The organism is Pseudoalteromonas sp. SR43-2 (genome assembly GCF_014163885.1).
GTDB lineage: Bacteria > Pseudomonadota > Gammaproteobacteria > Enterobacterales > Alteromonadaceae > Pseudoalteromonas > Pseudoalteromonas distincta.
The window spans coordinates 99498-126053 of the sequence record NZ_JACJED010000001.1; the positions used below are offsets into that span (position 1 = coordinate 99498).

Below are 26556 nucleotides of genomic sequence, written 5' to 3' on the forward strand. Positions count from 1 at the left end.
ATGACAGCGCAATTTGAACACGTATCCGTATTAATGGATGAGACCATCGATGCCCTTGCAATTAAGCCAGACGGTATATACATGGATGGTACATTTGGACGTGGTGGCCACTCTGGGCAAATTTTAGCACGCCTTGGTGATGAAGGTCGCCTGCAAGCAATTGACCAAGATCCACAAGCAATACAATCAGCTGAAAAATTTGCTGATGACCCACGTTTTGCAATTGCACACACTCGCTTTTCAAACTTATACGAAGTAGCACAGCAAAACGATCTAATTGGTAAAGTCGATGGCATTTTATTAGACATTGGTGTTTCGTCACCACAACTAGATGACGCTGAGCGTGGCTTTAGTTTTATGAAAGACGGCCCACTCGATATGCGTATGGACCCTACAACAGGTCGCAGTGCAGCACAGTGGTTAGCAGAGGCTGAGTTGGATGATATTACCCACGTAATTAAAAAATTGGGCGAAGAAAAGTTTGGTAAACGCATTGCACACAAAGTACTTGAAGTTCGTGAGCACACGCCAATCACAACTACCAAGCAGCTTGCTGACCTTGTTGATGAAGCTGTACCGGTAAAAGATAAGTTTAAACACCCAGCTACCCGTACTTTTCAGGCTATTCGTATTTACATTAATAGTGAGCTTGAAGAAATTCAAACTGCGCTTCAGTCTGCAGTTAAAGTGCTAAAGCCAGGCGGACGTTTAGTGGTGATTTCGTTTCATTCTTTAGAAGACCGTATTGTAAAACAGTTTATTAGAAAACAGAGTAAGGGAGAAGCATTACCCAGAGGTCTGCCTTTAACTGATGCACAAATAAATAAAAATCTGACGTTAAAAGCAGTGGGTAAAGCTATTAAGCCAAGTGCTGCAGAAGTAGAGCGTAATCCACGTTCTCGTAGTTCTGTACTTAGGATTGCACAGAGGTTGGGATGAGTAAAAAAGCGAGCTATCGGCAACCTAATTTATTCTTTGAAATATTAAAAGGCCTAGGAGCTAATAAGCTAACCTCGGCCTTGTTGGTTGTGATATTCGCTTCTAGTTTAGCTGTTGTGCAAACAACCCACTTAGCTCGTGGCCAACTTATACAGCAAGATCAATTATTACAAGAACGCGATGAGCTCGATTTAGAGTGGCGCTACTTACTTGTTGAAGAAGAATTTTATTCGCAACATGCACGCATTGAAGAAGTAGCTACATCACAATTGAAAATGAAAAGACCTACGAGTCAAGATGAGCAGGTAATAATAGTACAATGAGAAATAGAGGCAAAAAACCAGTCACTAATTTAATCACATGGCGCTTCATGCTGGTGTGTGCAGTTGTGTTTATGGTGTTTGTAACACTCGTATCTCGCGCTGCTTATTTACAAGTAATAGAACCTGATAAAGCACGTTCAGAAAGTGACAAACGTACCGTGCGCGTTGAAAAACTACATGTGCAACGCGGGATGATTTTTGACCGTAATGGTAAAGAGTTAGCGGTAAGTGTGCCTGTTGTAAGTGTATATGCTGATCCTAAAGCATTGCACAAGTCGCTAGTCTCTAAAGTAATTAAACAAGCACGTAAAAGCGGCGAAGATCATTTATCTTTAGCTGAAAATACCGCCGAGCTTGATAAGCGTACTGCACTTTATTATAAAAACGATTTACGCTGGCGTGAGCTTGCAGATGTGCTGCGTATTGATCCTAAGAAGATTAACTCTCGACTTTTAAACGATCCCTCGCGTCGCTTTGTTTATTTAAAGCGCCAAGTTACTCCTGCTGTAGCAAATTATATTGGCGATTTACGCCTACCAGGTATTCATTTACTAGATGAATCTAAACGCTATTACCCCGCCGGTGAGGTTACCGCTCATGTTATTGGTTTTACTAATATAGACGGTAAAGGCATTGAAGGCATTGAAAAGCTATACGAAAACGCTTTAACGGGCGAGGAAGGCCGCCGCACTATACGTAAAGACGCACAAGGGCGTGAAGTAGAAGTGCTTGACGAGCGTGAGCGCGTAGAGCCAGAAAGTATAGAATTAAGTATCGACCAACGAATTCAAGCTATTGCCTACAAAGCTGTAAAATCAGCTGTACTGACTTACAAAGCCACATCGGGCTCAGCTATGGTAGTTGATGTTAAAACCGGTGAAGTGCTGGCAATGGTAAATAGTCCTTCATTTAATCCAAATAACTTAAGCGATGCTGCACCTCATAAGCGTCGTAATCGCGCAATTACAGATTTGTTTGAACCAGGCTCAACTGTTAAGCCTCTAGCCATTTTAGCTGGGCTAGACTACGGCGCCATTCAGGCAGATGACACGATTGATACCTACCCAGGTTGGATGCGTTTAGGTGGTAGTTTAGTTAGAGATACTCGTAATCACGGCGAACTAACACTGCGCGAAATACTAAAGTACTCCTCAAATATGGGGGTTGCGAAGGTTACTCAGTTAGTGCCTAAAGATTACCTTGTTGGCTTATATCAAAAAGTAGGCTTTGGCAGTGACACAGGTACTGGAATGGTAGGTGAAAGCAGCGGTTTGTTTTATCCAAATCGTCGTTGGTCTGACTTTGAAATTGCAACTTTGTCATTTGGTTATGCAATTTCGGTAAGTACTGCGCAAATGGCGCGCTTTTATACCATGTTAGGCGCTGGTGGAGTTAATCGACCACTGACTATTTTAAAGCAAGATAATATACCTGAAGGCGAACGTATTTTTAAACAAAAAGACGTAGAAGCCGTAGTCCACATGATGGAAAGTGTATTTGAAAAAGACGGTACTGCTCGCAACATAAAAGTTGATGGGTATCGTGCTGCAGGTAAAACAGGTACATCTAAAAAAGCCGTAGCAGGTGGTTATGGTGATGAATATGTAGGTTACTTTGCAGGTGTAGCACCGGCAAGTAATCCTCGTTTAGCCGTGGTAGTTATGATTAATGAACCAGGTGGTGATGTGTACTATGGAGGTGCCACCGCTGGCCCTGCATTTGCAGAAATCATCTCTAACGCATTAAGAATATTAAACGTAGCGCCTGACAAGGAAGAGGTTGCGTACGTACAAGGTAAAGATAACGATGCGTGATTTAAAGGATATTTTAAAATACATCGAAATAGATGCGCCCTCGCAACTGGTTAAGCATTTACGCCTTGATAGCCGTGAAGTAACGCCAGGTGATGTATTTGTTGCTATTAAAGGCCATACACTTGATGGCGGACAATTTATTAGTAAAGCAATTGAAAATGGCGCAATAGCTATCATTGCTGACAGATTATGTGAATTTGAAAGCAGTTTTGAGCCACTGTATTTAGTCTCAGAGCTTGATAAAAAGCTTCCAGAATTAGCTAGTCGCTTTTATAGCCAACCAAGTCAGACTCTTGATTTAATTGGTGTGACGGGTACAAATGGTAAATCGACCACCACAGCAATGATTGCCCACTTAGCACAATTTTGTGGTACTGAGTCGGCTATTATAGGTACTTTAGGTTATGGCCATCCTGATAACTTAATTCCACTGATAAACACTACTCCTTCAACGGTTGATTTACAGCATATTTTGAGCGATTTAAATTCGCAGCATAAAAAGCTGGTAGCCATGGAAGTATCATCTCATGGGTTAGTGCAACAACGCGTTGCTAAATGTCAGTTTAAAGCGGCTGTGTTTACTAATCTTTCGCGCGATCACTTAGATTACCATGGTGATATGGCAAGTTACGGTGATGCGAAACTAATGCTTTTCCGTGATTTTGAGCCGCAAGTTGTAGTGCTTAATCAAGATGATTCTCAAGCTGAGCAATGGCTTGAAAAGTATGATTTCAATAACCTAATCTGTTATGGCCGCAAAAACTTAGCCCCTAAGAATGCTCAGTACGTTTATTTTTCTGATGTTGAATATTCAAGTGAAGGTATTTCGGCGCAGTTATCGACTAGTTGGGGTGATATGTCGATTAAATCGCCTCTGTTTGGCGAGTTTAATTTATATAACTTAACTGCCGCGATCGCTACATTACTAGGGCTTGGTTATCCGCTTGAGCAATTAGTTTCAGGTTGTGCGCAGTTACAGCCAGTTGCTGGTCGAATGCAAGCTTTTAGTCAAGCTGGCATGCCAACGTGTGTTGTTGATTACGCACATACACCCGATGCACTTGCACTTGCATTACAAGCATTGCAGCTGCATGTGCCAGGTGGTGTAAGTTGTGTATTTGGTTGCGGTGGCGACAGAGACAAAGGTAAGCGCGCATTAATGGCGCAAGCTGCAGAGCAAAACGCTAATAAAATTATTATTACCAGTGATAACCCTCGCTCAGAAAACCCTGATGACATTATTGCAGATGTAGCTGGCGGTTTAACCCATCCTCGAAATGCACATTTAGAGGCTGATAGAGCAACTGCAATTCGTTTTGCTATAGAAAACGCTACAGCTGATGAGGTTATTTTGATTGCAGGTAAAGGCCACGAAGATTATCAAATTATAGGCGATAAGCGAATCGACTTTTGCGATCGCCGGTATGTACAAGAACAACTAAAAAAAGCAGTAAGAGGGATAACACAATGATCCCAATGGATTTTGATTGGTTAGCTAATGTGCTAACAACCGATTATCAAGGTGATAATCAACACGTACTTAATATAAATACTGATACTCGTACAGTGTGCGATGGCGAAGTGTTTTTAGCACTGAAAGGGCCAAATTTTGATGGGCATAAATTTATAGCTGAGGCTAAACAAAAAGGCGCTATAGGCGTTATTGTTCAGCACAAAGTTGATGTGGATATTCCACAATTTATAGTAAGCGATACACGTATTGCACTAGGTACAATTGGCACCGCTGTTATGGCACAAGTGGCGCCTAAAACAATTGCAATTACGGGCAGCGTAGGCAAAACCACCGTAAAAGAAATGTGTGCGGCAATTTTGTCGGTTCACGGTGATGTATTGGCTACTAAAGGTAATTTTAACAACGATATTGGCGTCCCGCTTACGTTATTGCGCTTAGAGCCTCAACATCGTTTTGCTGTTATTGAGCTAGGTGCAAATCACTTAGGTGAAATTGCTTACACAACGGCAATGACAAAACCAGATGTGGCCGTTGTATGTAATGTTGCAGCAGCTCACTTGGAAGGTTTTGGTAGCTTAATGGGCGTTGCAAAAGCTAAAGGTGAGATTTTTGATGGCCTTAAAGATGACGGCGTTGCCATTGTTAATTGCGATAGTGAATTTAGCCAGTATTGGTTAGATAAACTTGAAGGGCGTAATGTTAAACGCTTTTCTACAACCGAAAAACTAGACATTTGGGCAGAGAACATCACGCTTGATGCCAATGCACGTGCAAGCTTTACGCTTTGCACTAAAAACAAGCAAGTACCTGTTACTTTGGCACTACCTGGTAAGCATAATATTAGTAATGCACTTATCGCTGCGGCGCTGACCAGTGAATTTGATGTAACCCTTGAAGAAATAGCCAATGCACTTGCCACAATGGGTGATGTAAAAGGGCGCGTTAATTTAATTGAAGTGTCTGATTTACTTACCGTGGTTGATGATACCTATAATGCCAATGTTAAGTCGGTAAAGGCTGCGATTGACTTGTTAAGTGATATGCAAGGTCACCGCATTTTAGCACTCGGAGATATGGGTGAGCTTGGTGAAGATGCACGTAAGTACCATCAAGAAGTTGGCGAGTATGCACTTGAACAAGAGATTGATGAGTTATTTACATTAGGCGTGTTAAGTAAATACGCAAGTGATGTGTTTGAACTCCCTAATCGTCACTTTTCGAGCCGCGAACAGATGCAGCAAAAAATTCAAGAAAGCATTAATAAAGTGAATAAAAAAACAACAATAGTAGTGAAAGGATCGCGCAGTTCTCGCATGGAATTATTAGTAACCGATTTAGTTAATGGCCAGCAACAAGCCATCAATGGAGTATCATAATGTTAGTTTGGCTGGCAGAGTATTTAACACAGTATTTTAGTGGTTTTCATGTTTTTTCGTATTTAACGCTACGTGCCATTTTAGGTATTTTAACTGCGTTAATTATGTCTCTTTATTTAGGGCCTAAGTTAATTCGTGGTTTGCAACGTATGCAAATAGGTCAAACAGTTCGCGACGATGGTCCGCAATCGCATTTGTCTAAGTCGGGTACACCGACTATGGGTGGCTTACTTATTTTAGCGGCTATTTTTACCAGCACGCTACTTTGGGCCGATTTATCAAATAAATATGTGTGGGCAACACTGTTTGTAATTGGCTCATTAGGTATTGTTGGTTTTGTTGATGATTACCGTAAAGTTATTCGTAAAGACCCAAAAGGTTTAATTGCTAAGTGGAAGTACTTTTGGCAATCGGTCATTGCATTAGTTGTAGCTACTGCTTTGTACTTTACTAGTGCTCAAGCATCTGAGACATCTCTTGTTGTTCCATTTTTTAAAGACGTATTACCGCAATTAGGTTTGTTTTATATTGTGCTTACGTATTTTGCCATAGTAGGTACATCAAACGCAGTAAACCTGACCGATGGCTTAGATGGCTTGGCGATTGTGCCAATTATTTTGGTGGCTGCGGCATTGGCAATTATTGCTTACTTAACAGGTAATATTAACTTTTCGGCTTACTTACATATTCCACATTTACCGCTAGCGAGTGAGCTTGTAGTTGTGTGTACTGCCATTGTGGGCGCAGGGCTTGGCTTTTTATGGTTTAACACTTACCCAGCACAAGTATTTATGGGCGATGTTGGCTCATTAGCACTTGGTGGCGCATTAGGTATTATTGCTGTTTTAGTACGCCAAGAGTTACTACTTATTATTATGGGTGGTGTATTTGTAATGGAAGCACTATCGGTAATATTACAAGTGGGGTCGTATAAATTACGCGGACAACGCATTTTTAGAATGGCGCCGATTCATCATCATTATGAATTAAAAGGTTGGCCAGAGCCTCGCGTTATTGTGCGCTTTTGGATTATTTCTGTTGTGCTAGTGCTTGCTGGCTTAGCTACTTTAAAGATTCGATAAATGCAGTATTTAAACGAGATAAAAAACAAACAAATAACAGTGCTCGGACTCGGTGTAACCGGTCTGGGCATTGTGCGTTTTCTATTATCTCATGGCCTCGCCCCCAAGGTCGTTGATAGCCGAGCAACCCCGCCGGGGATTGATTGGTTAAAAGAGCATGCGCCAAATCTAGATACCCACTTTGGTAATTTAGATGACGCTGAGCTTTGTTCAAGCAATATGATTATTATAAGCCCTGGGCTTAGCTTAAAAATACCAGCTGTTGCAAATGCAATTAACGCAGGTGTTGAAGTGATTGGCGACGTTGAGTTATTTGCACGTATTAATACAAAACCGGTTGTTGCTGTTACGGGCTCTAACGGTAAATCAACCGTGGTTACGCTCGCTTATGAAGTATTAAAAGAAGCCGGCTATAAAGTTGCTTTGGGTGGGAATATTGGCACAGCGGTGCTTGATTTACTCAACGATGATTTTGATGTGTATGTACTTGAGTTATCTAGTTTTCAGCTAGATACCACAACGAGTTTAAAACCTGTAAGTGCAACGGTATTAAATGTGTCAGAAGATCACCTTGACCGATACGACAGTTACCAAGCTTATATAGACTCAAAGCTAAGTATTTATGACGGTGCAGAGCTTATTGTTGTCAATGCCGACGATATTCAAACACATCCAGTTGAGCGTGGTACAACCCCCCTAATCAGCTTTGGTGCTCAACAAGGTGATTACCATTTAGCGCAGCATAATGGCGAAACTCATTTTATGCTTAAAGGCGATACCTTTTTACCTGTTGATACGCTTGCGGTAGTGGGTAAGCACAATTATTTAAATACGCTTGCAGTAATGGCGCTTTTAAGTCCGTTTGAAGTAAGTAAAGAGCAATATAAGAACGCGTTAGGTCAATTTAATGGATTGGCTCACCGCTGCCAATTTGTAGCTGAGCTTAACGGTGTAAAGTATTTTAACGATTCAAAGGCAACGAATGTTGGAGCGACCATTGCTGCAATAGATAGTTTGGCTAGTGATGGTGAAAACCTGATTGTTATTGCAGGTGGCGATGCTAAAGGCGCTGATTTAAACGCACTTAAATCCTACATAGAACAGCATGTAAAAGCATTAATTTGTTTTGGTAAAGATGCAAGTGACTTAGCTGCGATTACCAATAAGAGCTATTTAACTAACAACATGGAAGAAGCCGTTGCTTTGGCCAACGTACTTAGTAGTACAGGCAATATTGTTTTGTTAGCACCTGCATGTGCCAGCATTGATATGTATAACAACTATATGCAACGTGGTGATGATTTTATTCAATGTGTTATGGCAGGGCAACTATGATTGCTTTTGCCGATATAAGAGATGCATTAACACCAAAACCTTCAGGTCAGTTGTATGATGTACCGCTGCTGTACTGCGTAATTATGTTAATTGGTGTTGGTTTTATCATGGTAACCAGCGCTTCAATGCCGACCGCTGAGCGGTTATTTGATGACCCATACCATATTACTATTCGCCACAGCATGTTTTTGGCAATGTCTTTTGTGCTTTTTTGGATAAGTGTTTGTGTGCCAATGGATTGGTGGAAACGATCCAACCCTTATTTATTAATACTAGGCATGGTGCTGTTAATCGCTGTATTGATTGTTGGGCGTGAAGTGAATGGTGCTAAACGATGGATACCTATTGGTCCTGTTGGTTTTCAGGTTGCTGAGGCCGCTAAATTATACTTTTTTAGTTATATTGCGGGTTATTTGGTAAGAAAACGCGAAGAAGTACAAGAAAATATTAAAGGCTTTGCAAAGCCAATAGCTGTATTTGCAGTGTATGCGCTACTTATTTTGCTACAACCTGATTTAGGTACAGTGGTTGTTATGTTTGTAACAACGGTTGGTTTACTGTTTTTAGCTGGCGCTAAATTATGGCAGTTCTTTGTACTTATTCTAACTGGCGTCGGTTTGGTTGTATTACTGATTATTGTTGAACCATATCGAATGGCGCGTGTTGTCGGCTTTTTAGACCCTTGGGATGATCCTTTTGGTAAAGGTTATCAGTTGGTTCAATCGCTAATGGCTTATAGCCAAGGTGGTTGGTTTGGCCAAGGCTTAGGTAACAGTGTACAAAAACTGCAATATTTACCTGAAGCGCATAACGATTTTATTTTTGCTGTAATAGGTGAAGAACTTGGTTTAATAGGCGTTGTAAGTATTTTAATGGTATTAGCTACTTTAGTATTTAGAGCGTTATTAATAGGCCAACAAGCGCTTAAGTGTGGCAAAGAATACGAAGGTTATTTTTCGTTTGCCATTGGTATTTGGTTTGCATTTCAAACCATGGTGAATGTAGGTGCGAGCGCGGGTATTTTGCCAACTAAGGGTTTAACCCTGCCATTTATTTCTTATGGTGGTTCAAGCTTGTTAATTATGACCATTGCCACGGGCATTTTATTGCGTGTTGATTTTGAAACCAAAATGGCAACCAAACAAGCCACCTCACGTGGAGGCAAGCGATGAGTAAAAAATTAGTAGTAGTGGCTGGTGGAACTGGCGGACACATTTTTCCTGGTATTGCAGTGGCTGATTATTTAAAACAGCAGGGCTGGCAAGTTAGCTGGATTGGCACACCAGATCGAATGGAAGCAAGCGTTGTACCTAAGCATAATATAGATATTGATTTTATTAATGTAAAAGGTGTTCGTGGTAACGGATTAAAACGTCTTATTAAAGCCCCATTCATGGTAGTTAATGCAGTATTGCAAGCGCGTAAGGTATTGAAAGAACAGCGTCCTGATGTAGTACTCGCAATGGGCGGTTATGTTACGGGACCAACGGGAATTGCCGCAAAGAGTTTAGGTATTCCGTTAGTTATTCACGAGCAAAACGCTGTAGCGGGTATGAGCAATAAACTGCTAGCTAAGGTGGCTACACGTGTATTAGCAGCATTTCCAAGTGCTTTTGCACAGGGTCAAGCCGAGCTAGTAGGTAACCCAGTTCGCCAAAGCGTTATGAATATAGCCAAACGCGATGTATCAAGCCCTATTAATATTTTAGTGGTAGGGGGCTCGCTCGGTGCACAAGTGCTTAATCAAACATTACCAGAAGCATTTAAAGTACTAAATAATACAGCTCCTATAAGCGTATGGCATCAAACAGGTAAAGGTCATTTATCTACTGTAGAAACAGCTTATAAAATGCATGGCTTTGCGGATGGTAATACAAAAATAGCTGAATTTATTGATGATATGGACGCGGCGTATAGCTGGGCTGATATTGTTGTTTGCCGCGCTGGTGCATTAACTGTTAGCGAAATTGCAGCAGCAGGTAAAATGGCTGTTTTTGTTCCTTTTCCACATGCCGTGGACGACCATCAAACAGCAAACGCACAATATTTAGTGATGGCTAATGGCGCATTATTAATGCCACAAGGGCAGTTTAATAAACAATCAATTGTTGAACTATTAAGCCCATATTTAGCCCAACCTTCATTAATTACTGAAATGGCTACAAATGCAAAAAAACAAGCCATTTTAGATGCCACAGCAAGCGTAGCAACGCACTGTGAGCAAGTAACAAATAAGAGAAAATAAGTGAAAGAAACGTCAGTACAAGAAAAACACACGCGCCCAGCAATGCGCCGAATAGAAACCATTCACTTTATTGGTATTGGTGGAGCCGGTATGGGCGGTATTGCTGAAGTACTCGCTTTTGAAGGCTATCGTATTACAGGTTCTGACATTGCTCATAGCGCTATGACAGATCGCTTAATTAAAGCCGGTGCTGAGGTATTTATTGGCCATCATGAAAATAACGTGAAAGATGCCAATGTAGTGGTTGTTTCAAGCGCGATTGATGAAACAAATCCTGAAATTATTGCAGCTAAAGCCGCAAGAATCCCTGTTGTGCGCCGCGCAGAAATGCTCGCAGAACTAATGCGTTTTCGCCACGGTATAGCAATTGCGGGTACGCATGGTAAAACAACGACAACAAGCCTAATTGCGAGTATTTATGGACAAGCAGGGCTAGATCCAACTTTTATTATTGGTGGCTTGTTAAATAGCGCAGGTAGTAACGCAAAAGTAGGTAAAAGTGATTTTTTAATAGCAGAAGCTGATGAAAGCGATGCGTCGTTTTTACACTTACAGCCAATGGTCTCGGTGATCACAAATATTGAAGAAGATCACATGGACACTTATGGCGGCAGTCTTGAAAAAATGAAAGACACGTATGTCGATTTTATTCATAACTTGCCGTTTTATGGTTTAGCTGTTGTATGTATTGATTCTGAAGTTGCTGCAGAGCTTATCCCTCGCTTTGGTCGCCCAGTTATTACGTATGGTGAATCGAAGGATGCTGATTATCGCATGAGCGACTTTAGCCAATCAGCTAATACGTGCACATTTACAGTAACTAACAAACAAGGTGAGTGTTTAACTGCCACATTGAATATGCCAGGTAGACACAACGCACTTAATGCAACCGCTGCGATTGCTGTTGCAAAAGATCAAAACATTGCGAATCATGCAATTTTAGAAGCGCTGCAGAAGTTTGAAGGTATTGGTCGTCGTTTTCAGCACTATGGTGAATTTGAAAACGAGCGGGGCAATGTGATGTTAGTTGATGATTACGGGCATCACCCTTCAGAAGTTGCAGCAACAATTGCAGCAGTGCGTGAAGGTTGGCCTGATAAGCGTTTAGTAATGGTTTATCAACCTCATAGGTTTTCTCGTACACGCGACTTATACGAAGATTTTGTAAAAGTTCTTGCTGATGTAGATCAGTTACTATTGCTTGATGTGTATAGCGCTGGTGAAGATCCTATTGTAGGGGCCGACAGCAAAAGCTTATGCCGTAGCCTTCGCCAACGTGGCAAAGAGCCGCTGCACGTAGCAACAAATGCTGAGCTTGCAGGTGTTTTGGCCGCAAATTTACAAAACAATGATTTAGTATTAACCCAAGGCGCTGGTAATATAGGTCAGTTAGTTAAAACATTAGCTGCAACGGGTATGTCGATAGAAAAACTTAAGCAAGGTGAAGTATGACTCAGGTAAACACACAATTTGGTAAAGTAGCGGTACTGCTAGGTGGTAACTCAGCAGAGCGTGAAGTGTCTTTACGATCGGGTCAGGCTGTTTTAAATGCGCTGCAAAATAGTGGTATTGATGCAATTGCATTTGACCCACAAAGTCGTTCTTTGTGGGAGTTAAAAGAATTAAATGTAGATCGCGTTTTTATCGCTTTGCATGGCCGTGGTGGCGAAGACGGCACAGTGCAGGGTGCACTTGAATTTATGAACTTGCCTTACACGGGCAGTAATGTACTCGGTTCAGCACTTGCTATGGATAAAGTACGTTGTAAGCACTTATTTAAATCAGCGGGTTTAAGTACAGCACCTTATACCGTAGTTGATGCTAAAAAAGGTTTTGATGCTAAAGCCATTATGGATGAATTTAAAAAGGTAATGGTTAAGCCATCCCATGAAGGTTCAAGCATAGGTATGGCGCAAGCAAGTACAACACAAGAGCTTGAAGATGCACTCGCTAATGCATTTAAGTTTGATAACCAAGTACTTGTAGAGCAGTGGATCACTGGTCGTGAGTTTACAATTACGGTGCTTGGCGACGATGTACAACCAGTCATTGAGATGACGACACCTAATGGTTTTTACGATTACCAAGCTAAGTATCAATCAAATACAACCCAGTATCATTGCCCTGCAGATTTATCAGAGCAAGATACTAAGTACTTACAAGCCATATCGCTAGATGCGTTTGATTTAGTGGGTGCAAGTGGTTGGGGTCGTGTTGATGCTATGCAAGACGAGCAAGGGAATTTTTACCTGCTTGAAGTAAATACAGTACCAGGCATGACAGAAAAGTCACTAGTACCGATGGCTGCAAAAGCGAACGGGGCAACTTTTGAGCAATTAGTTGTTCGCATTTTAGAGCAAACGCTTTAATATGCATCCCCTTTTAGAAAAAGCTCAACAACTAAAACAGCAACTTAACTTTAATTGGTCGCTGATTTTTGGAGTGAGTTTTTTTCTGGTTGTGGTTATAGGCTTAGTACAAATAACCACCGGTGTATCTGATTGGTTAGTTGAAAATAAAGATGCTCAAATTAAGCACCTTACAGTGCAAGGGCATCCCAAATACACAGATGAAACGGCAATTATAAAAGCAATTAAAAAAGCCGATTTAAGTAGTTTTTTTGAACTTGATGTTAAGCACGTGCAGCAGCTAGTTCAAGACTTGCCTTGGGTTGCTACCGCTTCGGTACGTAAACAATGGCCTGATACTATACAGGTGTATGTAGTTGAACATGAAGTAGTTGCTCACTGGAATAGCGACTTGTTGCTCAACCAAAGTGGCCAAGCATTTCAAGCCAGCAGCGATAAGTTAGATGATAACTTACCGCAGTTATATGGCCCAGAAGGTAGCGAAGAAGAGGCGTGGGTTGCTTTTAAGCAATTTGATGAAATGCTCAGAGTTAATGGTTTAACATTAACAAGTTTGGCATTATCGGAGCGTTTTTCGTGGCAACTTTGGCTAGATAACGGAATTCGCTTAAATTTAGGGCGTAAAGATAAAGCCAAGCGTGTACAACGTTTTATAGACGTTTATCCACGAATGGAACAACGTGCAGATGCACAAGTAGATACAATCGATTTACGGTATGATACCGGCCTTGCAGTAAGCTTTAAGCCAATGCAAGAAGAACAATTACAAAATAAGAGTAAGGCATGACTAAGTCAGCAGAAAGAAACCTAGTAATAGGATTAGACGTTGGCACCTCGAAAGTGGTTGCCACGGTAGGTGAAATCACCGCAGATAACAAGCTCAGCATTGTTGGTGTGGGCAGCCAAGTATCTCATGGTATGGATAAAGGCGGCGTTAACGATTTAAACTTAGTGTCTGAGTCTATTCGACGAGCAATAGACGAGGCCGAGTTAATGGCTGATTGTCGTATAAGCTCTGTGTATTTGGGTATTTCTGGCAAACATATACAGTGTCAAAACGAAAGTGGTGTGGTGGCAATTAATAACACCGAAGTCACTGACGAAGACATTGAAAACGTAATACATATTGCGCGTTCTGTGCCTATTTCAGCAGAGCGTAAAATGCTACATGCATTGCCGCAAGAATACAGCATCGATATGCAAGAGGGCATTAAAAACCCACTAGGCATGAGCGGCGTTCGTATGGAAGCGCGTGCACATATCATTACGTGCTCAAACGACATGGCAAAAAATATCGAAAAATGTGTAGAACGCTGTGGTCTTGAAGTCGATCAACTTATCTTTACTGCCCTTGCGTCTTGCTATTCTGTACTAACAGATGACGAAAAAGAGCTAGGTGTTGCAGTACTTGATATTGGTGGCGGTACTATGGATATCACCATTTATATCAATGGCGCACTTCGTCACTCTGCGGTTATACCTGTAGCGGGTAACCAAGTTACTGGTGATATTGCAAAAATATTTCGCACACCTATATCACATGCAGAGTCACTCAAAGTACAATACGCATGTGCTAGTAGCCAAATGGCAAGTAGCGAAGACACAATTGAAGTACCAAGTGTAGGCGGACGACCAGCAAGATTAATGTCGCGCCATACATTATCTGAGGTGGTAGAGCCTCGTTTTAGAGAATTATTTGAGCTTGCGATGGAAGAAATTCGTCGTTCAGGCTTAGAAGACCAAATTGCGGCAGGTCTCGTTATAACAGGCGGAACTGCTAAAATGACTGGCGCGATGGAAGTGGCAGAAGACATCTTCCAAATGCCAGTAAGAATAGGCAAACCAATCGGGATGGTTGGTTTGACAGACTATGTAGATGATCCTTCGTACGCAACCGCTGTTGGTTTGTTACAATACGGGCGTACCATGCAATCGATGAATGCACAAAAGTCGAAAGCAGAGGATAACAATAATTGGTGGAACCGCATTACTAAATGGTTCCAAGGCGAGTTTTAAGACTCAAGTCGGAGAGTAAACATGTTTGATATAATGGAACAACACAGCGAAGAAGCTGTAATAAAAGTAATCGGCGTGGGCGGTGGTGGCGGTAACGCTGTTGAGCACATGGTAAAACAACAAATAGAAGGCGTGCGTTTTATAGCCGCTAATACGGATGCGCAAGCATTACGTAACTCTGCTGCCGATATTACAGTTCAACTAGGCACGCAAATAACCTCTGGGTTGGGTGCGGGCGCAAACCCTGAAGTAGGCCGTAAGTCGGCTGAAGAAGATGCAGATACAATTCGTGCCAGCCTTGAAGGCGCCGATATGGTATTTATTGCAGCCGGTATGGGCGGTGGTACAGGTACTGGTGCAGCACCGGTAGTTGCTAAAATTGCTAAAGAACTCGGTATTTTAACTGTTGCAGTTGTAACACGTCCTTTTGATTTTGAAGGTAAAAAACGTGCAGCAGCCGCTGAACAAGGCATTAATGAATTGTCAGAAATTGTAGATTCACTTATTACAATTCCTAACAATAAATTGCTTAAAGTTTTAGGTAAAGGGACTACACTTCTAGATGCCTTCGCTAAAGCTAATGACGTATTATTTGGTGCGGTACAAGGTATAGCAGAGCTAATTACACGTTCTGGTTTAATTAACGTGGATTTCGCCGATGTTAGAACTGTAATGTCTGCAATGGGTACTGCAATGATGGGAACGGCGTCTGCGTCAGGTCCTGATCGTGCACAAGAAGCCGCAGAAGCCGCTATCTCAAGCCCACTACTAGAAGACGTTGATTTAACAGGTGCTAAAGGTATCTTAGTTAATATTACCGCTGGTATGGACATTGCGATTGAAGAATTTGAAATTGTTGGTAATCACGTTAAAGCACTTGCGTCAGAAAACGCAACGGTTGTTGTTGGTGCGGTAATCGACCCAGAAATGACTGATGAGCTACGTGTAACGGTTGTTGCAACTGGTTTAGGCGGCGATCGTCGTCCACAGTTTGGTATTGTTGATAACGGCTTTAAAAAAGCATCAGGTTCTGATGTTGCAAGCACATCAAACCAAACGAGCAGCATGTACGTACCAAGCTTTGCAAGCCAAGATACAAACACTGAAGAAAATACGACTAAAGAGCAAGCGCAAAGCAAAGAAAAAGCGCCTTCAACGAGTTCAAGTAGTTCAAGTTCTTCAGCGCAAAATAGTAAAAAAGCAGATAAATCAGAAGGTGGTGATTATTTTGATATTCCCGCTTTTTTACGTAAGCAGGCAGATTAACATTTAATAATACTTTTGTTTGAAATATGTACAAATATTGAAAGGCAAAAGGATTTATGTTAAACTCCGCCGTCTAACTGTAACTGATTTAAAAGTGAGCATACCTATGATTAAACAGCGTACGATTGCACAAGTAGTCAAAGCCATAGGAATTGGACTTCATAAAGGTGAGAAGGTCACAATAACTCTCCGACCTGCGAGCGCAAATACTGGGATTGTATTTCGTCGTGTCGACCTTGATCCGGTTGTTGATTTTGAAACAACACCTGAAGCCGTTGGTGATACGCAGTTGTGTACCTGTTTAATTAACAAAGATGGTGTTCGCTTATCAACTACTGAGCATCTTATTGCAGCTGTTGCTGCAATGGGCATTGATAATCTAATTGTAGAATTGGACAGCTCAGAAGTGCCGATTATGGATGGTAGTGCATTACCATTCATATATCTGTTACAAAAAGGCGGAATTGAAGAACAAAACGTTGCTAAACGCTTTATCCGTATTAAAGAAAAAGTACGCATTGAAGAAGATGGTAAGTGGGCTGAAGTTGAACCATATGATGGTTTTCATATCGACTTTGAGATTGCATTTAACCACCCAGCTATCAATGAAAGTCGCCAACGTATTGGGTTGGATATAACAACGCAAAGCTTTATTGAAGAAATTAGCCGTGCGCGTACTTTTGGATTTATGAAAGATATTGAATACATGCATGCAAACAACCTAGCGCTAGGTGGTAGCATGGATAGTGCTGTGGTACTTGATGAATTCAAAGTTTTAAATCCTAATGGCTTACGTTATAGCGATGAGTTTGTTAAGCACAAGATATTAGACTGTGTTGGTGACATGTTTATGACAGGTCATAATCTTTTAGGTAAAGTAACTGCATTTAAATCGGGTCATGATTTAAATAACAAATTACTTCGTAAAATTATGGCTACAGAGTCAGCATGGGAGTGGGCAACATTTGAAACGCCTGTGACGATGCCTGCACCCGGTCTTGAGTTAGCTCCAGCCTAAAAGCAGCAAATGAACAGCTCGCAAACAGTTATAAAAAATGACGCTAATTAGCGTCATTTTTTTTGCGTAAAATTTACTCTATTACAACTCTAAAAGATCTTGTAACTGATTTAAATGAGTTACTGTATAAGTTGGCTTTATTCCTTCGGCTAATTGCTCACCAGGGTGTTGTAACCAGCAAGTATCAATACCTGCATTGTTGCCGCCAAGTATGTCGCTTGCAGCAGTATCACCCACCATAAGTATCTCGCTTTTATCAGGGTTACCCATTAGCTCAAATGTGTGCTCAAAAATCGCTTTATTTGGTTTTGCTATACCCACAAGTTCAGATATTACTAACCATTCAAACATATCTTTTAAGCCAGTATGCTCAAGGCGTACGGTTTGTAAGCGGGCAAATCCGTTAGTAATAATACCCAATCGAGCATTTGGCTTAAGTTTATTTAAAAGCTCAATAGCACCAGGTAATGGCTCGCAAATTTGCGCCATAGCATCTAAAAAAGCATCGTTTAGCTCTTTTGCGGGCACATTAAGCTTTGAAGCCCACTCATTAAAGCGTGTTACTTGTAAGTAATCTGCGCTAATAGTGCCATTTTGATAATCAACCCACAGCTGCTTATTGGTTTTTTGATAATGAATATAATCGTCTTGGCTAAAATCTACGTTGTAAGCTTTAAACATGCGAGTCATGCCCGCTAAAATATCAAACCTAAATAAGGTTTCGTCTGCATCAAACAATACATAGTTGTATTTCATTAAACTTCCTAAATTAATTTGTTTGGCTGTAGAGATCTACGTGTAGAAAAGGTGCCATAGCTAAAGTGAGTGCTTGTGTATAGGTGCTTTCGCGCGTGGCGTGATTGTTTGTAAGTAACCCAATAGCGCCCCCTTTTTGTTTAACGTTGGTGGTATTAAATGCTTTGTCCATTACATCGCCAAGCTCTTCGCCATTAAGTAAGGCGTTATAAAGCACATGAGGCAAGGGGAGATTGCTGCTGCGCCCTACAACCTGATTTAAGGCATTATCAATAACTACGTAAGCAAAGGTTGCTGCACCATAGCTAAATTGCTCTGCACCGCCTTCCATTGCCACGTAGTAGTGAGCTTGGTAATGCTCTTTGCAATAATTAACACGGTTTTGTGCGCCAACACGTGTTTCTTCTTCGCCAATAGGTTGATCTGGCACATTGGATGGGGCATCAACACCTTGGCAATCAATTTCATGTTCAGGGAAATACATTGCAAAAATATGTTTAGCCGCGTTAATTTTGACAGGGTTTTTAGAACCCACAATAATTTTTAATGAGTACAACACAATGCCCCTTATTGTTACTAAAATCAGCAGTGTACGTGAGAGAGCTCAATCTTAGAAGAGGAGTTAAATAGGTATATCCAAAGGTGCTAAGTTTTCCAGTGCACGCTTTTTCAAAATAATATCTTTAATAAGTGGAGTAAGAACCAGCTCCATAGCTAAGCCCATTTTGCCCCCTGGTACTACAAGCGTATTAATACGAGACATAAAACTGCCTTCGATCATCCGTAAATAATAAGGAAAATCAACATCATCAATCCCCCTAAAGCGAATAACTACAAAGCTTTCATCAAGAGATGGAATATCTTTGGCGCTAAATGGGTTTGATGTATCAACGGTCGGCACGCGTTGAAAATTAATATGGGTACGAGAAAACTGCGGGGTAATATGATTTATATAGTCATCCATACTGCGCACAATAGAGCCCATAACCGCTTCGCGAGAATGGCCTCGTTCGGATGTATCGCGTATTAATTTTTGAATCCATTCAAGGTTAATAATTGGAACCATGCCTATTAATAAATCGACATGCTTTGCAACGTCTACATCTTGATCAACTACACCACCGTGTAACCCTTCATAAAACAAAATGTCAGTATTATGGTCAAGATCTTGCCAAGGTGTAAATGTACCAGGTAATTGATTGTACGGAACGGCTTCATCAAAGGTATGTAAGTAGCGGCGTAACTTTCCTTGACCTGTTTCGCTATAGTTTTCAAACAGCGTTTTTAAAGCGCCAAAGTCATTGGCCTCTCTGCCAAAGTAACTAATATGTTTACCTTCTTGTTGTGCTTCTCGAACTTTTTTATCCATTTCGGGGCGAGTGTAACGATGAAAGCTATCTCCTTCGACAAAAGCCGCTTGAATATTAAGGCTACGGAAAATATGTTTAATTGCATTCGTTGTGGTGGTTGTACCCGCACCAGATGAACCCGTAATCGCAATAATAGGATTTTTAGCTGACATGTTAATTCTCTTTTTTAGGACCAGGTTTTATAACCAGACTAAACTTAACATTATTTTAAGTCGTTTGGGTATCTTAAGAGTTGACTGACTTAGCTCAAGTGACGTCATCAGCAAATAACGTTATCATGAGGTGCTTAAAATTAAAACGAGAGAAAGCATGAAACTTATTAAACCTTTACTTGGATTATTTTCTATAGCAGCGCTGAGCCCAATAGTGGTGCAGGCTAGCATGCCAAAAAGCCAAGTATTACTTGCTGATTTAAATACACCTTTCGGGGTACAAGTTAGTATAGTTAGCGATAAAAATAGTTATAACAACCAACCGCACTTAACAAGTACAGGTTTATACTTTACTCATGAAGTAATTAATAAAGTGCAAAGCCAAACTGATATTGCTTATTATGATTTCACATCAAAAAAAGTTACCAATATGACTAACTCTCCTGTAAGCGAATATTCACCAACGGTTATGCCAAGTGGTGATGCGATATCAGCGATTGTTGTAGAAGCTGACGGTAAGCAAAAATTGTGGCAATACCCACTCAAAAATGAAGATGCGCCAAGTCGTATTTTTGATTGGATTGAACCTGTTGGATACCATGCATGGGGGGGGGGAAATGATTTAGTGATGTTTATTTTAGGAAAGCCTCACACTCTTCAATATACTTCTGTTGCACAAGCGAAGGGGGAAATAGCTGCCAGTAATATTGGCCGAACGCTTATTTATAACAACTCAATGGCTGCATTTTTATTTAGTTACACTAAAAACGAGCAACACATTTTAGCGAGTTTTAATCCACAAGATAAACAAGTTGAAGACCTATTAAGGTTACCGGCTCAAGTTCAAGATTTTATTTTAAAAGATAATGCGACCATTGCTTATGCTATTAAAAACCGCGTTTATCAGCGTAAACTTGATGGAAGTGATGAAGTATCGCAATGGCTTAATTTAAGCACCTACTGCGAAACAAATATAACAAGAATGAGTTACAACAATGAAAAACTCGCTTTTGTATGTGATATAACAAAGTAAAGCAGACAAATAAATTCAGATTTTATTGTGTGTATGCGTTAATCTAATGCGCAAATTAACTAATAGGGATTACACGTGGCTTATAGTGCAGACGAGCTGACAGAACAGCTCATTAAATTACAGTGCAGAAGTAATTTTAAGATTAAAAATATTGCAGAGTACATGTTAGTAAACTCTAAAGAAGCATTTTATACCCACAGCGAAAGCGGCAAGGGTAAAATAGTAATTCGCCCTGCATTTGAAGTATTTAGCGATGATTTTAATGATATAGATGGCGTAACACGTGCGCAAGGGTACTTCCATAGCAGTGAGATGACACGCTTTCCTACGCGCATTTTTAAAAGCGCTCAACCTATTCACTACGGTGTTGCGTTTAAAATAAACTCTGAGCAAGCAGCCAAAGATTTTATAGCCAAGCTAACTATGATTATTGGCAACTAATTTTATATAAAAAGTAAAAAGCCGCTGAATTTATATTCAGCGGCTTTTGTATTTTTATAGCTCAATAAACCTAATAATTACTTACTTTTTAAAAAGCTATTAACCGATTCAAGTTCACGTGTTTTAAGCGCGATACAATCGTTTGTGCTTTCTTCAAGCTTACTTAATGTACGAGCGTAACCAGCTACATCAGCTACTTTTTCGTTAAAGAAGGTTTTTGTTGTCGCTAAGCTTTCTGCATCACAGCTTGCAGTTGTAAAGTACGGCAAGTTAGGAATAAAGAAAGGCGGTAAGCTTGCTGTTACTTTATCGTAGTTACTGTAAACCCAATCAATAAATAACGCTTGGCGCTCATCTGTGTAACTTTGACCTGACAAAATAGTACGCATGTCAGATGCCGTTACTTCATCCGTTAAGCTATAAGCTAATACCGCTTTTTGTAACTCAGGTTTACCAAAAAAGCCCATAGCTGCAAGCATGTTTGTGCGTACTTGCGGATCTTTAGTCGTTTTAAACGTTGTCATGAATTGATCAAGCAGCGCTTTGTCACCATGAAAAGCAGCAAGAGTTAAGTACGTACCCGCTAAGTATGGGTCTACTTTTTGTGGATCATTTAAATAAACCTGCGTTTGTTCTTTGGCTTTATTGATGACGTTTTGATCTTCACCATCAAAACCTAAGCGTGATACAACGGCTGCACGAAGTTGTGCAATAGCACCATCTTCACCCGCTTTTGCTTCTAAACCATATTTTTTAGCAGCAGGCGTTACTGCACCGCGAATAAATTCAGGCCATAGGTCTTTATTGCTATCGTCTTTAAAAGTGCGCTGTTGCGACACTAAGTAACCTAGTGCGGTATTTGCTACGCGAGGGTGGCTATCGCTTACGAACACTTCAAGTGTTTGCATTAACTTAGCAGCAGATATAACACCAGCATCAAGTAGCGCATCAGTAGCAGATAGTAACGCTAAGCGTTCACGGTCACTCAGTACGCTTGGCGCCTTTTTAACAAGTGCGCTAAATTGTGCATCATCCATTACCCAGCGGTAGTAGCCTAATGCACCTTGGTCAGGATAAATCCACTCTGGTTCAAAGTCTAAATCTAGTGTTTGGCTTTGTTTATTAAGTAATACGTTTGCTGTTTTTACTTTATCGCCAGCACCATATTTAATTGCAACAGGTACATTCCATAGCTGCTCTGGCGCATCAACGCCTGCGTTTGCAAAGCGGCTTTGTGAAATAGTTACTTTGCTACCTTGTTGAGTTACTTTAACTAGTGGAAAAGAAGATTGCTCAATAAACGATTTTAAAACACTCGCTACGTCTTTATTTGACGCTTTACCAAGTGCTTCCCATAAGTCGGCTGCTTCTGCATTTTTATATGAAAACTCTTTTAAGTAGCTTTGAATACCTTTTTGAAATGCATCTTCGCCAATCCAGTTTTCAACCATAGCAAGTACTGAGCTGCCTTTACTGTAAGCAAGACCTAAACCGTCCATAATGTCGGCTTCGGTTTTAATTGGCTTACGAATAGGCTTGGTGCTTAGGCGTGCATCAAGTGCCATTACGTTGTTTTGTGGCAGGTCTAAGTGCGATTCAAACTCAGGGTTAAGCTGCTTAGTAATTTTTGCAGCCATCCAGCTAGCAAATGCTTCGTTTAACCATAAGTCGTTCCACCATTTCATGGTTACTAAGTTACCGTACCATTGGTGAGCAAGTTCGTGAGCAATAATTGATACATTACGTTGTTTTTTACTGCGTGTTGCTGCAGCTAAATCAACTAATAAAATATCTTCTCGGTAGGTTACTAAGCCGGAGTTTTCCATTGCGCCAAATGGAAACTCTGGTACCGCTACTGAGTCTAATTTTTTGTAAACGTAAGGAATACCAAAATACGCTTCAAGTGCGCCCAGTACTTTTGGCATGTTTTCTTTTGCGTATTGGGCTAAGTGGATTTTACCTTGAGGGGTAATTACACGACCAGGAATTGGCATGCCTTTAATATCTAATTCTTCAAACGGGCCAACAGCCATCGCGACTAAGTATGAAGGAATTGGCGGCGTTTTATCAAAAAAGTGTGTGGTCATATCGCCATCAACCGTTGTTTTTAGTTCTGGCGTATTTGAATATACTTTTTGTGATGTAGGTGCAGTAATCGTTAACTGAAATGGAATTTTGTAACTTGGCTCATCAAAAACAGGAAATGCACGGCGTGCATCACTCATTTCAAATTGAGTAAATAAATAAGGTGTGCCTTGGTCTAACGTTTTGTATAAACCAACACTTTGACGGTTATATGGCGCTGAAAAATCAACTTTAAGGGTGTATTTACCTGGTTGGATTTGCTCATCACAGCTAAATTTAACTTTACCTGTTTTAAGCATTTCGTTGTTTAAGTCACAGTTTTCGTCGCCAAGCAGTTGCGCCATTTTAACAGCGTAAGCTACGCCATTTAATTCAATGTATTTTGTTGGTTTTAGTACTTCTAGGGAAATCTCAGTCATCCCTGTGAATGTATCTTGGCTCGGATCGAGTGTTAACGATACCTGTTGTGAACTTGGTTTTGCGAGTTTTTCAATAACGAATTCGTTAGCGTTTGCAGCACCCATTGCCAAAGCAACGCTCACTGTTAAGAGGCTTTTAAGAAACATAGTGATCCCTAGATTGTTGTTGTTAGAAACTACCCTAAATAGGCTTTTTTATGCTCATATTATTAGGGGGTTAGATATCCTAACAGTTTTTTTTAATAGAGTAATTGATTATAACGGTGACTTTAAGGGGAAATAGTAACAAAGTTTGTCAGTGGCTTTCGCGTGTTATAAAACGCTGCCAATGCAGGTGTGAGTTAATAATACGTATTTTTTGGATCACGTTATCTAATAAAAGCACGTCCTTAAATTCATTATGTGGGTATTCGTTAAATCCCATGAGGTAATTAAAGGCGTCTTTAGAGTTGGCTTGCAGAGCATGTATACGCACTTGTTGCTCAAAGTTAAGACGAAGGCTGCTTATGGCTGTTTTCATACCGAGTTGATCAACGTTTGGTATATCACATTTTTGTAAATAGCCGGCTCGCTCACCTTCACCTGAAAACCAAATACGGACTTTTTCACTGTATCTGCCAGTTTTAGCGGGTAAGTCGAACATTAATCGTTGTTGATTTTGTGATTTTATGAATGCTAAATATTCATTAAACCCGGCATCTATAAGTGCCTGATGCACTGGAACTAAGCGAGGTTTTATCTTACCGTGAGTATGAAAATTAAAACATAAGACATCTTTCTCAAGAAACAGATCATCAAGCGTTAGATAGCCAATTTCATCGCTATATGCACCACTGTAATATGCAATTAGAGGAAGCCAAAAATGCCAGTGTTTTGGTTGCTCACGTGCAACTTTAAAATCACCGTATATATATCCATTATAAAGAGTGTGCAGTTCCATGGCTGAAAAGGGCCGGCGACCAAGATGGGTTTTCAACGTAATACCTTGAAAATAATGATGTGTTTTATTTTATACCCAACTAGCAGTAGATGCTAGTCGGGTTTTATCCGCTCTTAAAATAAAGCGTATAAAGTATTACTCACTTAATGCGCGAGCTAAACCAGTAGGTTCAATCTCTGTACATACTTGGTCATCATTCCAGTTAATGCCAACAAGTGCGTTATCTTCATTTAAATCTTCAACCCATGCATCTAAAAATTCATCAAGATTTATTTCTACAGGGCTGTAGTCTTTCCACTCTTCTTTACATTGCGCTTTAGCTGCTTCTTCACTTTCCCAAAGCAGTAGTACGTCAGTTTCGTCAAATTGGTTAGAATCGCACACTACAAAGCCATTATCTTCTGCACCAAGTGCCCAAATTACTTCGCTAACACGTACTTTTTCTACAAAGTTAACTAGTTGTGATTCAATTTCGATATCGCTCATGTGTTTACCTTTTTAAATTAGTGACGAGGATTAGTATCTATTGCTGCTTGACGCTTGCCATATTGCTTATGAAAAGCAACAAGCTCTGAATACTGACTAAAGTCAGTTAATTCACGAAAGCAAATCCAATCAAGCAGGCAGTATAAACTGATGTTGAGGTATTCACAGCTTTTAAATTCTTCATCGCTTAAATGGGTATTTAAAAAGCTTAATGTTTGTTCAATTCGTTCGTTTTGCAAATTAAAAAAGAGTTTATCGCTTTTGGTGTCAAATCCAGAGCGTTCACATAGCAGCATTTCTACTAGCGAATCGTTACAGGCATTTATAGTCGTAAGTAAGTGCTCTTGCGGCCACGTTAGTTTTGGTTGCCCTGTTTTTTCAAGTAAATAGCGCAATATAGAATTAGAGTCACTAAGTGTTAAGTCGCCATCTACCAGAATGGGAATCTTTCGAGCTGGATTTTTACTGGCCATAGTAGGGCGATCTTGCTCAGAAAATATATCAAGACTCACAAGCTCTAGTTTACAGTTGTTTTGTTGTGCCCAAATTCTAATTCGGCGCACGTAAGGTGAAGGTACAGAACCAATTAATTGCATAATTACTCCATAAAAAAGCCGCATAAGCGGCTTTTATAAAACGTTACTTACGATACAGTTAAATTTATTCTGAACGGCTAGTAACTTCAAGTAAATGATAACCAAATTGAGTTTGCACAGGGCCTTGTACTTGGTTAATTGGAGCTGAAAACACAACTTTATCAAACTCTGGAACCATCATACCAGGACCAAACTCACCAAGAGCACCGCCATCTTGACCTGATGGGCAGTTTGAATGCGCTTTGGCTAATTCAGCAAAGTCTTCGCCTTGCTCAATTTTTGTTTTTAAGTCTAAGCATTGTGCTTCACTGTCTACAAGTATATGTCGTGCGCTTGCTACTGTCATAAAATCTCCCGAGTATAGTGTGGTGTTTTTTTAACCGAATTAAAATATCATTCTAGTTAGTTTGAACTAATTGTACCAGTATAAACTTATTTATCAGAAAGCACAGTTTCAATTGCAGCAATCATTTGTTCTGAATCAGGTGCTGCTTTGCTGTTAAACCGTAAAACCGTCTCACGATCAGCAGACACTAAATACTTATAAAAGTTCCAATTTGGAGAGCTAGTTTGCTCATTCAAATATTTAAAAATTGGATTCGCTTTACTACCACGCACTTCGCTTGTAGCAAACATAGGGAAGGTTACACCATAATTTACAAAGCATACTTTTGCAGTTTCTTTTTCACTATCCTCTTCTTGAAAAAAATCATCAGAAGGGAAGCCTAATACGACTAAACCTTGTTCTTTGTATCGCTGATATAGCGCTTCAAGGCCTTTAAATTGGGGTGTAAAACCGCAGTTGCTTGCCGTGTTTACTATTAATAAAGGCTTATTTTTAAATTGGCATAAATTAATAGATTCTTTTGAGCGCAGCTTTCGAATATCGACATTGGTAAAATCTTGACAGTCTTGGGTAGAGGTTTGGTTTATAGTTGATGATGTTTCAGCGTGGAGTGGGGCATTAATAAATAAAGCCATTAATCCTATTATAATTTTTTTTAGCATTACATTACCTAAA

General features: G+C 40.3%; 26 protein-coding genes. 17 read left to right on the forward strand and 9 right to left on the reverse strand.

Going from position 1 to position 26556, the window contains the following annotated elements; translation table 11 throughout:
• From rsmH to lpxC, 15 genes are all read left to right on the forward strand, one after another.
• Positions 1–939, forward strand: a complete 939-nt coding sequence (gene rsmH / locus H5120_RS00545) for a 16S rRNA (cytosine(1402)-N(4))-methyltransferase RsmH (protein WP_024606338.1) — start codon at positions 1–3, stop codon at positions 937–939.
• On the forward strand, positions 936–1262 hold the full coding sequence (gene ftsL, locus H5120_RS00550; protein ID WP_002957986.1) for a cell division protein FtsL: 327 nt from the start codon (positions 936–938) through the stop codon (positions 1260–1262). The genes rsmH and ftsL overlap by 4 nt, the downstream gene beginning before the upstream one ends.
• Complete coding sequence (locus H5120_RS00555; RefSeq protein WP_002957987.1) at positions 1259–3076, forward strand: peptidoglycan glycosyltransferase FtsI; 1818 nt, start codon at positions 1259–1261, stop codon at positions 3074–3076. The genes ftsL and H5120_RS00555 overlap by 4 nt, the downstream gene beginning before the upstream one ends.
• The gene (gene murE / locus H5120_RS00560) at positions 3069–4547 is read left to right on the forward strand and encodes a UDP-N-acetylmuramoyl-L-alanyl-D-glutamate--2,6-diaminopimelate ligase (protein WP_182673270.1); all 1479 of its coding nucleotides are present in this window, start codon (positions 3069–3071) and stop codon (positions 4545–4547) included. Before H5120_RS00555 ends, murE begins: the two co-directional genes overlap by 8 nt.
• A complete protein-coding gene (gene murF, locus H5120_RS00565; protein ID WP_182673271.1) occupies positions 4544–5926 on the forward strand; it encodes a UDP-N-acetylmuramoyl-tripeptide--D-alanyl-D-alanine ligase in 1383 nt (460 codons plus the stop codon). The genes murE and murF overlap by 4 nt, the downstream gene beginning before the upstream one ends.
• The gene (gene mraY / locus H5120_RS00570; protein ID WP_002957990.1) at positions 5926–7008 is read left to right on the forward strand and encodes a phospho-N-acetylmuramoyl-pentapeptide-transferase; all 1083 of its coding nucleotides are present in this window, start codon (positions 5926–5928) and stop codon (positions 7006–7008) included. The genes murF and mraY overlap by 1 nt, the downstream gene beginning before the upstream one ends.
• Positions 7009–8343 carry a UDP-N-acetylmuramoyl-L-alanine--D-glutamate ligase gene (murD, locus tag H5120_RS00575; protein ID WP_182673272.1) on the forward strand — a complete coding sequence of 445 codons (1335 nt, stop codon included), beginning with the start codon at positions 7009–7011 and terminating at the stop codon, positions 8341–8343.
• Entirely contained in the window at positions 8340–9515 is a 1176-nt protein-coding gene (gene ftsW, locus H5120_RS00580) for a cell division protein FtsW (RefSeq protein ID WP_024606332.1), read from the forward strand. Before murD ends, ftsW begins: the two co-directional genes overlap by 4 nt.
• Entirely contained in the window at positions 9512–10588 is a 1077-nt protein-coding gene (gene murG, locus H5120_RS00585) for an undecaprenyldiphospho-muramoylpentapeptide beta-N-acetylglucosaminyltransferase (RefSeq protein WP_024596376.1), read from the forward strand. The genes ftsW and murG overlap by 4 nt, the downstream gene beginning before the upstream one ends.
• Entirely contained in the window at positions 10589–12040 is a 1452-nt protein-coding gene (gene murC, locus H5120_RS00590; protein ID WP_039485322.1) for a UDP-N-acetylmuramate--L-alanine ligase, read from the forward strand.
• Positions 12037–12957: a D-alanine--D-alanine ligase gene (locus tag H5120_RS00595; protein ID WP_039485318.1), complete on the forward strand. Its 921-nt coding sequence runs from the start codon at positions 12037–12039 to the stop codon at positions 12955–12957. The genes murC and H5120_RS00595 overlap by 4 nt, the downstream gene beginning before the upstream one ends.
• A 1-nt stretch (position 12958) precedes the next feature.
• A complete protein-coding gene (locus tag H5120_RS00600; protein ID WP_002957996.1) occupies positions 12959–13744 on the forward strand; it encodes a cell division protein FtsQ/DivIB in 786 nt (261 codons plus the stop codon).
• Positions 13741–14973 (forward strand): cell division protein FtsA, encoded by a 1233-nt coding sequence (gene ftsA / locus H5120_RS00605; RefSeq protein ID WP_007582937.1) that lies wholly within the window; start codon positions 13741–13743, stop codon positions 14971–14973. The genes H5120_RS00600 and ftsA overlap by 4 nt, the downstream gene beginning before the upstream one ends.
• Before the next feature lie 21 nt (positions 14974–14994).
• On the forward strand, positions 14995–16239 hold the full coding sequence (ftsZ, locus tag H5120_RS00610; RefSeq protein WP_002957998.1) for a cell division protein FtsZ: 1245 nt from the start codon (positions 14995–14997) through the stop codon (positions 16237–16239).
• A gap of 106 nt (positions 16240–16345) precedes the next feature.
• A complete protein-coding gene (gene lpxC / locus H5120_RS00615) occupies positions 16346–17257 on the forward strand; it encodes a UDP-3-O-acyl-N-acetylglucosamine deacetylase (protein WP_002957999.1) in 912 nt (303 codons plus the stop codon).
• 81 nt (positions 17258–17338) lie between these two features.
• Here lpxC and yjjG read toward each other — a convergent pair whose 3' ends face one another.
• From yjjG to H5120_RS00630, 3 genes are all read right to left on the reverse strand, one after another.
• Complete coding sequence (yjjG, locus tag H5120_RS00620; RefSeq protein WP_002958000.1) at positions 17339–18013, reverse strand: pyrimidine 5'-nucleotidase; 675 nt, start codon at positions 18011–18013, stop codon at positions 17339–17341.
• Positions 18014–18026: 13 nt separating this feature from the next.
• Positions 18027–18572: an inosine/xanthosine triphosphatase gene (gene yjjX / locus H5120_RS00625; RefSeq protein WP_182673273.1), complete on the reverse strand. Its 546-nt coding sequence runs from the start codon at positions 18570–18572 to the stop codon at positions 18027–18029.
• 63 nt (positions 18573–18635) lie between these two features.
• Positions 18636–19535, reverse strand: coding sequence for a phosphoribulokinase (locus tag H5120_RS00630; protein ID WP_002958002.1), 900 nt, complete (start codon positions 19533–19535; stop codon positions 18636–18638).
• Positions 19536–19692: 157 nt separating this feature from the next.
• Between H5120_RS00630 and H5120_RS00635 the strand changes: the two genes are divergently transcribed.
• Together H5120_RS00635 and H5120_RS00640 are read left to right on the forward strand one after the other, a co-directional pair.
• Positions 19693–20568 (forward strand): hypothetical protein, encoded by an 876-nt coding sequence (locus H5120_RS00635; protein ID WP_182673274.1) that lies wholly within the window; start codon positions 19693–19695, stop codon positions 20566–20568.
• A gap of 75 nt (positions 20569–20643) precedes the next feature.
• Positions 20644–21009, forward strand: coding sequence for a hypothetical protein (locus H5120_RS00640; RefSeq protein ID WP_007376965.1), 366 nt, complete (start codon positions 20644–20646; stop codon positions 21007–21009).
• A gap of 77 nt (positions 21010–21086) precedes the next feature.
• On the opposite strand, the gene H5120_RS00645 is transcribed toward H5120_RS00640, so the two are convergent.
• The 6 genes from H5120_RS00645 to H5120_RS00670 form a co-directional block, all read right to left on the reverse strand.
• Positions 21087–23660 (reverse strand): M1 family metallopeptidase, encoded by a 2574-nt coding sequence (locus H5120_RS00645; protein WP_182673275.1) that lies wholly within the window; start codon positions 23658–23660, stop codon positions 21087–21089.
• A 148-nt stretch (positions 23661–23808) separates the two neighbouring features.
• Complete coding sequence (locus H5120_RS00650) at positions 23809–24489, reverse strand: hypothetical protein (protein ID WP_182673276.1); 681 nt, start codon at positions 24487–24489, stop codon at positions 23809–23811.
• A gap of 99 nt (positions 24490–24588) precedes the next feature.
• Positions 24589–24939: a DUF2750 domain-containing protein gene (locus tag H5120_RS00655; protein ID WP_002958007.1), complete on the reverse strand. Its 351-nt coding sequence runs from the start codon at positions 24937–24939 to the stop codon at positions 24589–24591.
• Positions 24940–24956: 17 nt separating this feature from the next.
• Positions 24957–25535, reverse strand: coding sequence for a glutathione S-transferase family protein (locus H5120_RS00660; RefSeq protein WP_024605976.1), 579 nt, complete (start codon positions 25533–25535; stop codon positions 24957–24959).
• Positions 25536–25599: 64 nt separating this feature from the next.
• Positions 25600–25881, reverse strand: coding sequence for a peptidylprolyl isomerase (locus H5120_RS00665; RefSeq protein WP_002958009.1), 282 nt, complete (start codon positions 25879–25881; stop codon positions 25600–25602).
• 86 nt (positions 25882–25967) lie between these two features.
• Entirely contained in the window at positions 25968–26543 is a 576-nt protein-coding gene (locus H5120_RS00670) for a glutathione peroxidase (protein WP_002958010.1), read from the reverse strand.
• Between the last annotated feature and the right edge of the window lie 13 nt (positions 26544–26556).

Bases quoted from the DNA above. Each gene is read 5' to 3' on its own strand.
- H5120_RS00630 (WP_002958002.1), bottom strand. From the start codon at position 19,535: ATGTCAGCTAAAAATCCTATTATTGCGATTACGGGTTCATCTGGTGCG.
- H5120_RS00555 (WP_002957987.1), top strand. From the start codon at position 1,259: ATGAGAAATAGAGGCAAAAAACCAGTCACTAATTTAATCACATGGCGC.
- H5120_RS00600 (WP_002957996.1), top strand. From the start codon at position 12,959: ATGCATCCCCTTTTAGAAAAAGCTCAACAACTAAAACAGCAACTTAAC.
- H5120_RS00660 (WP_024605976.1), bottom strand. From the start codon at position 25,535: ATGCAATTAATTGGTTCTGTACCTTCACCTTACGTGCGCCGAATTAGA.
- ftsW (WP_024606332.1), top strand. From the start codon at position 8,340: ATGATTGCTTTTGCCGATATAAGAGATGCATTAACACCAAAACCTTCA.
- murD (WP_182673272.1), top strand. From the start codon at position 7,009: ATGCAGTATTTAAACGAGATAAAAAACAAACAAATAACAGTGCTCGGA.
- H5120_RS00595 (WP_039485318.1), top strand. From the start codon at position 12,037: ATGACTCAGGTAAACACACAATTTGGTAAAGTAGCGGTACTGCTAGGT.
- murE (WP_182673270.1), top strand. From the start codon at position 3,069: ATGCGTGATTTAAAGGATATTTTAAAATACATCGAAATAGATGCGCCC.
- H5120_RS00635 (WP_182673274.1), top strand. From the start codon at position 19,693: ATGAAACTTATTAAACCTTTACTTGGATTATTTTCTATAGCAGCGCTG.
- H5120_RS00645 (WP_182673275.1), bottom strand. From the start codon at position 23,660: ATGTTTCTTAAAAGCCTCTTAACAGTGAGCGTTGCTTTGGCAATGGGT.
- H5120_RS00670 (WP_002958010.1), bottom strand. From the start codon at position 26,543: ATGCTAAAAAAAATTATAATAGGATTAATGGCTTTATTTATTAATGCC.
- murF (WP_182673271.1), top strand. From the start codon at position 4,544: ATGATCCCAATGGATTTTGATTGGTTAGCTAATGTGCTAACAACCGAT.
- ftsA (WP_007582937.1), top strand. From the start codon at position 13,741: ATGACTAAGTCAGCAGAAAGAAACCTAGTAATAGGATTAGACGTTGGC.
- H5120_RS00665 (WP_002958009.1), bottom strand. From the start codon at position 25,881: ATGACAGTAGCAAGCGCACGACATATACTTGTAGACAGTGAAGCACAA.
- H5120_RS00655 (WP_002958007.1), bottom strand. From the start codon at position 24,939: ATGAGCGATATCGAAATTGAATCACAACTAGTTAACTTTGTAGAAAAA.
- ftsL (WP_002957986.1), top strand. From the start codon at position 936: ATGAGTAAAAAAGCGAGCTATCGGCAACCTAATTTATTCTTTGAAATA.
- mraY (WP_002957990.1), top strand. From the start codon at position 5,926: ATGTTAGTTTGGCTGGCAGAGTATTTAACACAGTATTTTAGTGGTTTT.
- murG (WP_024596376.1), top strand. From the start codon at position 9,512: ATGAGTAAAAAATTAGTAGTAGTGGCTGGTGGAACTGGCGGACACATT.
- lpxC (WP_002957999.1), top strand. From the start codon at position 16,346: ATGATTAAACAGCGTACGATTGCACAAGTAGTCAAAGCCATAGGAATT.
- rsmH (WP_024606338.1), top strand. From the start codon at position 1: ATGACAGCGCAATTTGAACACGTATCCGTATTAATGGATGAGACCATC.
- yjjG (WP_002958000.1), bottom strand. From the start codon at position 18,013: ATGAAATACAACTATGTATTGTTTGATGCAGACGAAACCTTATTTAGG.
- ftsZ (WP_002957998.1), top strand. From the start codon at position 14,995: ATGTTTGATATAATGGAACAACACAGCGAAGAAGCTGTAATAAAAGTA.